This window comes from Leclercia sp. EC_58, from assembly GCF_019584355.1.
GTDB lineage: Bacteria > Pseudomonadota > Gammaproteobacteria > Enterobacterales > Enterobacteriaceae > Enterobacter.
The window spans coordinates 1-914 of sequence record NZ_VDAM01000016.1 but is presented as its reverse complement, the minus strand read 5'-3'; the positions used below and the strand labels follow the sequence as shown (position 1 = coordinate 914).

At 56.7% G+C, this 914-nt stretch carries 1 protein-coding gene; it reads right to left on the bottom strand.

Annotated features, from left to right (window positions below; genetic code table 11):
• A protein-coding gene (locus FHC51_RS22800) for an IS5 family transposase (protein WP_104456750.1) occupies positions 1-853 on the bottom strand; the annotation gives its coding sequence in 2 pieces (ribosomal slippage) (positions 1-497 and positions 500-853; 851 coding nt annotated over the 2 pieces). This gene is flagged as partial in the annotation.
• Between the last annotated feature and the right edge of the window lie 61 nt (positions 854-914).

Here is a 914-nt window from a genome sequence, read left to right as displayed (position 1 = left end):
TAGGCTTTGTACGAAAAGTATTGCCGCATGCAACGTAGGCTGCAGGCCAAGGTGACCATGGCTGCAAAGCTCTTGGCCAGCTTGTCATAGCGAGTGCCGATCCTGCGATTTTCTTTCAGCCAGCCAAACATCCGCTCAATGATGTTCCGTTGCCGGTATTTGGGCCGGTCAAACAGTCGGGGCAAGCCAGGTCGAGGTTTGCGCGGCATAGCGCGCAATGGGATTACCGGCTGCATTCGGTAACGGTCGCAGTACTGGCGCAGGTGCTCGGCATCGTATCCCTTGTCAGCCAGCAACCACCGGCTACGTTTACGCGGTCGTCCTGGCTTGCCAGCAATTCTTACAGCATCCAGCAGCGGCTGAGCGTGGGAGACATCACTGGCTTGTCCTGGTGAAAGCCTGAAATGCAATGGCACGCCATTGGCATCGCACACCATGTGAATCTTGGTGGTCAGACCGCCTCGACTGCGCCCCAAGGCATGGTCTAACGGTTCTTCAGGCCCCCCTTTTTCCCGGCGCCTGAAGAGGCTCGGGTTGCTCGTACTGCGGTGGAGTCGATCATCCAGGTGTCCAAGTCGATCAGTCCTTCCCGGTTCAGCCGAATATGCAGACGCTCCAGTACTCGCTCGAATGTGCCGTCGTCGCGCCAGTCACGAAAACGCTGATACACCGTTGACCAAGGCCCAAAGCGTTCAGGCAGGTCGCGCCAGGGAGCGCCCGAGCACAGGATCCACAGAATTCCGTGGAGAACCTGACGATCATTGTTGCGAGGACGGCCCATTTTCTGTTCTGGAGAAACCAAATCCTTGATCAGCTCCCATGACGCATCAGAAAGTTCGTAACGCCTTGCCATACGGGCCTCCAACCGGTCATGGCGGCAATTTTAGCCACAACGACTTTTCGTACAAAACCTA